Origin of the sequence: Helicobacter valdiviensis (assembly GCF_003245365.1) — a bacterium.
GTDB lineage: Bacteria > Campylobacterota > Campylobacteria > Campylobacterales > Helicobacteraceae > Helicobacter_D > Helicobacter_D valdiviensis.
The window spans coordinates 1-1,337 of sequence record NZ_NBIU01000086.1; the positions used below are offsets into that span (position 1 = coordinate 1).

Genomic DNA, 1,337 nt, shown 5'->3' on the forward strand with positions numbered 1-1,337 from the left:
TAATTTTAAATTTGCTTTTTCTAGCATTTTATTATCCCAACCTTTTGGTAAATCTTTTGTGCTTGGATATTTTCTTTGAAAATACTCTATAAAAACATTAGTATCTTTACTTAAAGCAAAATAGTAATTACCCATTGGGGAAGCCTTGATTTTGATAGTTATCGGATTTTTAAAATCTATTAAAACATTGGGAGAGTAAATAGAATCAATAAAAAAATTATGCTCATATATACCAAAAATACTCTTGTAAAATTCTATACCACTTATTAAAGAATTTCTAGCATCTATATGAAAAAATCCATTTTGCCTACCAAAATCAAGCATTATATTTTTAATAAAAATCATTTCTTTATGGAACTCATCATCTTTTAAATGCTTTTTATAAAACTTTTCAAATAGTTTTATTTGCAAATCATACTCACTTAGTTTCTCTTGATTATCTATATATGCTCTAGGATTGAAAATTAAATTGTTTTTCTCTTGAATAATGCCCTCATAAAGTAGAATAGTATAATTTTGCAAACTCCATACCAAATAATCATAAAAAAACTCATTGTAAAAATTAATTTTGACTTCAAAATTTTGTGTAACTTTTAGATAATCCAATACAACTAAATCAGCTTCCTTATTGATTTTATAGCTTCCGTTTTTATACTTTTCTAATAGATTAAGGGGAATAATACCATTTTGAGACATTTCCTTATAATACTCATAAGGATTTCCATAGGCTTTTATTCCTTTATTATCTAACAAAATATCTATATAGCTTTGGATAAAATTTGTATTGATTTTATGGAGTTCTTTAAAGTAGGTAATAATTTGATTTTTGTTCAAAACAATATTATTTTTTGCTCTTTGACATAAAACTTTTATATTGTTTTTATTGTAGTATTTTTCTTCTGTATCCATTAAAATTGATGTAGCATAGATTTTACCAAGATTATCAGAAAATAAAAAATCATCAAATTGCGAAGATATATAATCAGGATTTACTTCATTTAGCCATAAAGGATTGATTTTATCAATCTGACTTTCTAACATTTCTAGTGATGAAGGTAAATATTCTGGCACTAACATATTACCTTTATACTTAAAAATAATTTTTCCAAGATACAACCCTATCTTATGAAAATTAACATCGCTTTTAATATCATAAGAACTCAATTCAATTGGACACCAATTATCTATGCAATTAATATTTGTATTAATTGCTAAATAGATTTCTTTGTTTTTCCTATTGTCTAAAAATTTTTTATGTTCTTCAAAATCTGGTATGATTATATTCATTGTTGTTATTCCTGCATAAATTTACAAGCACAAATTCTCGCATCTCTTTC

1 protein-coding gene is annotated in these 1,337 nt (G+C 24.3%); it reads right to left on the reverse strand.

The genetic code is table 11. The annotated features are described in order from the left end of the window. The coding region (locus B6S12_RS10605) for a hypothetical protein (protein ID WP_111230726.1) at nt 1–1,287 on the reverse strand (1,287 nt) is incomplete at its 3' end. Nucleotides 1,288–1,337: the final 50 nt, after the last annotated feature.